Genomic DNA, 5,693 nt, shown 5'->3' on the forward strand with positions numbered 1-5,693 from the left:
CATGTGCCATTTGTCGCCCGGCCGCGGCCGACGTCGGCGGAGCTTGTCCGCGAAGCTCGCGGCGAACTTCAGACACCATCGCCGAATGCTCTCATAGGAGACAACCACGCCGCGTTCGGCCAGGATCAGCTCGACGTCGCGAAAACTCAGGCTGAATACGTGGTAGAGCCAGACGGCGTGGCTGATTAACTCCGCCGGGAAGCGGTGACGATAGTGCGGGTCGGGCGGCTTCTTCATCCCACCATCCTCCCCCACGCGGCTCACGCCCGCCAGCCCCAGTTACCGTGACAATGCCGCTCCGTACACGCCCGCGACGTTCAAAGCACCATCAGCCAGGCCGCTATGGTCGCCTTCGTCGATGGTCAGTCGATCGCCGTTCAACAGCAGACCGATACGGCCGGCCTGGACGCCGCGCGGAGCGCCTCCGTCGAGCCGCAAAATCCCGTCCGTGCCAACGACATCCAGATAGAACGGCGTCTTTCTCGTGCGTCCTCCGGCTACTTCCAAGGTGAACGGCATCCCGCCCTCGAACCGGCCTTGCGCGAGCAGGTGGTCGTAGGTGACGCGTTGCCGAGGCCGGCGCGGTTCTCCAACCTCGATCGTCGGGAATTGCCGGGATCTAAGGGCCGACAGAGTGTCGATGTCGCCAATCAGTGCAAGCAGAAGATCAAGCGTGTGCGCACCTTGGATGGTGACCATGTTCGCGAACGTGAAGGGGTCTTCGAGCTCAATCTGACGGATCGCTTTGTCGATCTGGTGGACGAGGGCTATGACGCGGTGCTGCGGCTCGGTCCCATCGCCGACACGTCGCTCGTCGCACGCGAATTGGCGCCCCACGATCAGATCGCCTGTGCGTCGCCGTCCTACCTGAAGGCGCAAGGTAGTCCGCAGACGCCCGCAGATCTTGCCGACCACAACTGCCTCGGTTTTACCAATGCTTCGGGCCTGCCCTACGCGGACTGGAACTTCTCGAGGGGTGGCGCGCTTTGCTCCGTTCGTATTCATAGCCGTTTCCAGGTCAACGACGGCCGCGTATTGGCCATGGCAGCGGTCGCGGGCGGGGGCATTATCCTTCAGCCGGAAGCGGTGTTGCGCGAGCATCTCGATATAGGAGCGCTGGTGCCCGTGCTTACCGACTACGATGCGCCGAGCCGGCCGATGGCGCTGCTGTTCAGCAGCCAGCGACCGCAACCACCGAAGCTTCGGGCCTTTATCGATTACATCGTCGCTGCGCTACCTGCGAGCCCGCGTGCTCCGGCCGGGCATTGAGGTTTTGACGGTATGAACGTCGGTGTTTGGCGCTGGCGAGAAAGAATCTGACAATAAAAGCGATTGCTGCCTGAGCGGCGGAATTCGCTGTGCCGCGGCGCGTAAAGGTCTGGCTGCGCATGCTTCAGGAATAGGGGCCCGTGATGGGGCATTCCTTCATTAGCTGTTCGCGATAGACTCGATGAGCGGTCGGGCGCAAGTTCGGCAAGCTTGCACCCGCCTCATCTTCCGCGCCTCGCGCGTTTCAGCGCGTCGAGGAAGGCCGTCAGCACGGGACGCATCTGCCGACGGCTGGGATGATAGAGATGGAAGCCCGGGAAGGGAGGTGTCCAGTCCGCAAGCAGGCGGACGAGGCGGCCTTCGCGGACGAAGCGGACCGCCTCGTGCTCGAGAAGATATGCGATGCCAAGTCCGTCGAGCGCGGCCTCCAGCATGATCCCGGGCTCGTTCGTCACGACCCCGCCGGAGACCTGAACCGTTAGGTCCTCCTCACCGCGTTCGAATTCCCACGCATAGGTCGCCCCGGACCCCGTCATTCGGTAGTTGATGCAGCGGTGGCCGGTTAGGTCGCGCGGATGGGCGATTGGTGGGCGGGCGGCGAGATAGTCGGGCGAGGCGACGACCGCCATGCTCAGGTCCGGGCCCACTTTGAGCGCGATCATATCCCGCTCGATCTTCTCACCCAGCCTGATCCCGGCGTCGAACCGATCGGCGACGATGTCGCGGAACGCATAGTCGACCATGACTTCGACGATCGCCTCGGGGTAGTCGGCGAGGAAGCTCGGCAGCACCGGCCGGATCACGGCGTCATGAGCTTGCCGCGTCGCCGTGATGCGAAGCGTTCCCGCAACCATGTCGGCGCCGCGCTCAAGCGTGGCGAGCGCCTCGCCGATGCTGTCGAGCGACGGCCCCAGCTCGGCAAGGAGTGCCTCGCCCGCTGGAGTGGTCGACACGCTCCGGCTGGTGCGTTGGAGCAGCCGTTGGCCCAACCTGCTTTCGAGCCGCCGTATGGTGTGGCTGAGGTTCGAGGGCGACATGCCCATGGCCGCCGCGGTTCGCGTAAAGCTGCCAGTGCGCGCAAGGGCTGCGAAGGCAGCTAGATCGTCGAGGCTGGGCTTTGCTATCATGCAATCTCGTTCAGTGATCCATGCGATAAAAAGTATCTTATCGCACGATGATCTCTTCGCCACATGTCTTTTCGAAATAACGAGGAGACGCAACATGATCGCGAAGAATGCCGTGTGGCTAGTGACTGGGTGCTCGAAGGGGCTGGGCCGGGCCATAGCACAGGAGGCGCTGAGCGCTGGCTATAGGGTCGTCGTGACCGCCCGGCGCGTCGACGATGTCGCGGATATTGTGCAGGGGCACGAGGACGCCGCGCTCGCCCTGCCGCTCGACGTCACCAGGCCCGACCAGATCGCAAGCGCGCTCAAGGCGGCTGAGGAGCGGTTTGGAACCGTCGACGTACTCGTCAACAATGCAGGTTATGGCTATCTCGGCGCGATCGAGGAAGGAGAGGATGCGGATGTCCGCGTGCTGTTCGAGACTGACCTCTTCGCCCCGGTCAACTTGATCAAGGGGGTGCTCCCCAGCATGCGGTCGCGGCGGCACGGTCACATCGTCAACATCAGCTCGATCGGCGGACTTGTGACCTATCCTGGCGTGGGCTGGTATCACATGGTGAAGTTCGGCATCGAGGCGATGTCCGAGACGCTCGCCAAGGAAGTTGGTCCGCTCGGGATCGGCGTGACCGTGGTCGCGCCCGGCGCTTTCCGCACGTATTTCCGCGGGCCGGAGTCGATCAAACAGTCGGCGGTCGTCATCGACGATTACGCCGATACGGCTGGAAAGTCGCGCGCCGGCACTCAAGCAGGCCACGGCAAGCAGAAAGGCGACCCCGTGCTCGGCGCGCGAGCGATCATCGCCGCGATTGAGGCGGAGAAGCCTCCCGTCCACCTGCTGATCGGAGGCGATGCGTTGGATCAGCTGCGGACCAAGCTGGACGAGATGCGCCGCGAAACCGACGCATGGGAGGCGGTGACGCGCGGGACCGACATCAAGTGAGAGCTTCAGCCGCGCGATGAACTGACGTTGGCGGCCCTCAATGAGGTGGGCCAACAGCCTCTCCCTGGCTCAAGCGGGCGCGATCGTTCGATCAAGTCGAGCAGGTGTGCAATCGTGACGAGCGCCAGCACCGATCTCGCTAGTGCTGCCCGCCGTCCGAACACATCGGCGCGTGATTAAAGCTGCGGGTTCACCCGCTCCCGATCATGGGCCGTCCGACCGGTCACATCTCGTCACCCTTTTTGAGCCTGAGCACTGCATCGAAGACGTCTTGAGCGATCGCGGCCGGGCAGCCCCAATAGTCATAGATCCCGCCATCAGCCTGGTTCATCCCGCAGATGACAAGCACGCCGCTGCCGAACTGCGTCTTCAGGTGGGATGCCAACCAGCCCACAAACCCGCTATTGTCCTTGTCCGGCGGGAAGTGGAAGCCGAAAATGCCGAACGCCTCGCCATCGCTGCCGTCATACGGCACCAACTGGGTGAGCGGCCTGTATTGCGATGATCGAAACGCAGATGGGGGAGGGCGAATCGCCCCCGGGTGGGCGGAAGGTGTGAAGGTAATCGTCATACCCTCAATACTGCTGACGGTAAGCGAACCCATCGCAGATTAAGATCCCAAGAAGTCCAAGCATCACGAGGACGATTAGAGCAAGGAGGATCCCATGCCGGCTGGGATGTTCATCCCGATGATGCTCCCCGGGACCGAGGAGGTCAGAGAAGAGGCTTCTGACGAAATCTAAAACCACCTGAACGTTCGGGTTCATCCTCCCCTCCACTCGAGCAGGAAGCGATGGCAAATATTACCATTCCGCCGGCACTCGAATTGCAACGAAACGTAACCGTCACCCTTGATAGCACAGCGTCTTGTCACGGGACTCTAATTCCGCGAGCGTGAGCGATAGGGACAGAACAGGTGCTCAGACTGTGAGCATGCCCTTCTTGTCGCAGCCGCGGCGGGGCCTTTTCTGCGTTTACGTTTTGCAAACTCTAGAAGAAAAACATCCCGGACCGCTTTTGTTGCGCGCTCGGATTAGCATGGCCAGCTAATTGGCACATTTACCTATTATTTCGCGCGCAGGTTGCGTAGGGTGGCGTCGCCGCACGTGAGAGCGGCTTTCTTCGACATCACAAACTTCAGCCCGGTCGCTTCGGCGGCCGGGCTTTTCTGCGTTTCGCAGACTCCATTCCCAGGATGGCATCAGTATATTCCGGCGCCTAGGAAATCCGGAGGGAGCAATGCTGGAACAGAAGCGTAAGAGCGCACTCGCTACTCTGCAGTATCAGCGGGAAGCTCACAGCCGAGCATGACGAAGCCCAGGACCGCGCCAATATCCTTTTTGCGCAACTCCGAAACAATGCCGAGCTGACAAAGAGGATACGGTCTGGCGAAGATCCCGACGCTATCCTTCTCGAGATGCTGTCGGTCGACTGGTCACCGGCCTATAGAGCGCCTGGCCAGGGACTTCTGGCCTTCACCTGACCGTCTGGGTGTCCGTGATATGGACGCCCTACGGCGGAGGGGCGTTGATGTAGTGGCGACTGGGCACGCAGTTCGTTCGGCCCTGCATGACGCAATCCTGAAGCGCATCGACCTTTCGCAGAACGTGCACAATCTGGAGACACAGCAGACCGAACAGCGACAGGAAGACGAGCGCCGCTAAAGCGCTGCGGCGTGTGGCGGGCTGTTCATCTTCGCCACCGGTGAGATCGGATGCCTCCATGAAGACGCCGGCGACAAACCACAAAGCCTCTCGAAATTCCAGGCGCACCGTCCGTTCCGTCCCGTTACGGGAAGAAATGAGGTAGCGCGGAATCGCGGCGAGGCCCGACTAGGAGTTGCTACGAAACGTAACGTCGTGGGTGACGCGGGCCTAAGGTTCGAACCCAACCTCGGTCATGCCGTTATGGTCGAGGTGAGAGTCGTCAATCTCGGTCTCAGTGTCATTCAAGATAACGGAGGCCCTCCATCCCTCGCTGAGCTTCTCGATAGCGCTCCGCGTCGCCCATCGGGGCGCGATGCGCATGCTGCGCGCTTTCGGATCGCGGGTCGTGTACTGGTATACCTCGAACTTGGGCATCGCCGTCACCCTCCTGGCTCCATTGGCCTCCCGCGCAAAGGCATGCAAAAACCCCGCCGGTGAAGACGGGGCTTTCGTAGTCAAGGCCGATGAGTGGCGCCGATTAAGCTGATATTGCCGGTTCGGCTAACAGTCCGTTTGAGAAAGGTCAGTCATGGGCGATCCGGCGTAAAAGCAGGCTTTCCATGGCGACATGGATCATGGCCTCGGACACGTCCAGCCGGGTTTCATAGTCGCGCACGAGCCTACGCCAGCGCGTCATCCAGCCGAATGTGCGTT

At 61.8% G+C, this 5,693-nt stretch carries 7 protein-coding genes and 2 pseudogenes; 2 read left to right on the plus strand and 7 right to left on the minus strand.

Annotated features, from left to right (window positions below):
* Together GSQ83_RS21685 and GSQ83_RS21690 are read right to left on the minus strand one after the other, a co-directional pair.
* Nucleotides 1-237 (minus strand): annotated as a pseudogene (locus GSQ83_RS21685) (IS6 family transposase); the annotation flags it as partial.
* A gap of 42 nt (nucleotides 238-279) precedes the next feature.
* Nucleotides 280-699, minus strand: a complete 420-nt coding sequence (locus GSQ83_RS21690; protein ID WP_158804967.1) for a hypothetical protein — start codon at nucleotides 697-699, stop codon at nucleotides 280-282.
* Between GSQ83_RS21690 and GSQ83_RS21695 the strand changes: the two genes are divergently transcribed.
* Nucleotides 676-1,269 carry a LysR substrate-binding domain-containing protein gene (locus GSQ83_RS21695; protein ID WP_158804968.1) on the plus strand — a complete coding sequence of 198 codons (594 nt, stop codon included), beginning with the start codon at nucleotides 676-678 and terminating at the stop codon, nucleotides 1,267-1,269. The genes GSQ83_RS21690 and GSQ83_RS21695 overlap by 24 nt on opposite strands.
* A gap of 221 nt (nucleotides 1,270-1,490) precedes the next feature.
* Here the strand turns inward: GSQ83_RS21695 and GSQ83_RS21700 are convergent, their stop codons facing one another.
* A complete protein-coding gene (locus GSQ83_RS21700; RefSeq protein WP_158804969.1) occupies nucleotides 1,491-2,396 on the minus strand; it encodes a LysR family transcriptional regulator in 906 nt (301 codons plus the stop codon).
* Between the two features lie 94 nt (nucleotides 2,397-2,490).
* Between GSQ83_RS21700 and GSQ83_RS21705 the strand changes: the two genes are divergently transcribed.
* Nucleotides 2,491-3,333, plus strand: coding sequence for an oxidoreductase (locus GSQ83_RS21705; RefSeq protein ID WP_158804970.1), 843 nt, complete (start codon nucleotides 2,491-2,493; stop codon nucleotides 3,331-3,333).
* Between the two features lie 223 nt (nucleotides 3,334-3,556).
* On the opposite strand, the gene GSQ83_RS21710 is transcribed toward GSQ83_RS21705, so the two are convergent.
* The 4 genes and pseudogenes from GSQ83_RS21710 to GSQ83_RS21725 all read right to left on the minus strand — a co-directional run.
* Nucleotides 3,557-3,937, minus strand: a complete 381-nt coding sequence (locus GSQ83_RS21710) for a DUF6196 family protein (protein ID WP_158804971.1) — start codon at nucleotides 3,935-3,937, stop codon at nucleotides 3,557-3,559.
* A 907-nt stretch (nucleotides 3,938-4,844) separates the two neighbouring features.
* Nucleotides 4,845-5,105, minus strand: a complete 261-nt coding sequence (locus GSQ83_RS21715; protein ID WP_158804972.1) for a hypothetical protein — start codon at nucleotides 5,103-5,105, stop codon at nucleotides 4,845-4,847.
* 102 nt (nucleotides 5,106-5,207) lie between these two features.
* Entirely contained in the window at nucleotides 5,208-5,414 is a 207-nt protein-coding gene (locus GSQ83_RS21720; RefSeq protein WP_216850472.1) for a hypothetical protein, read from the minus strand.
* A gap of 148 nt (nucleotides 5,415-5,562) precedes the next feature.
* Nucleotides 5,563-5,693, minus strand: a pseudogene (locus GSQ83_RS21725) (IS5/IS1182 family transposase); the annotation flags it as partial.

Source organism: Acidisoma sp. L85, from assembly GCF_009765865.1.
Lineage (GTDB): Bacteria > Pseudomonadota > Alphaproteobacteria > Acetobacterales > Acetobacteraceae > Acidisoma.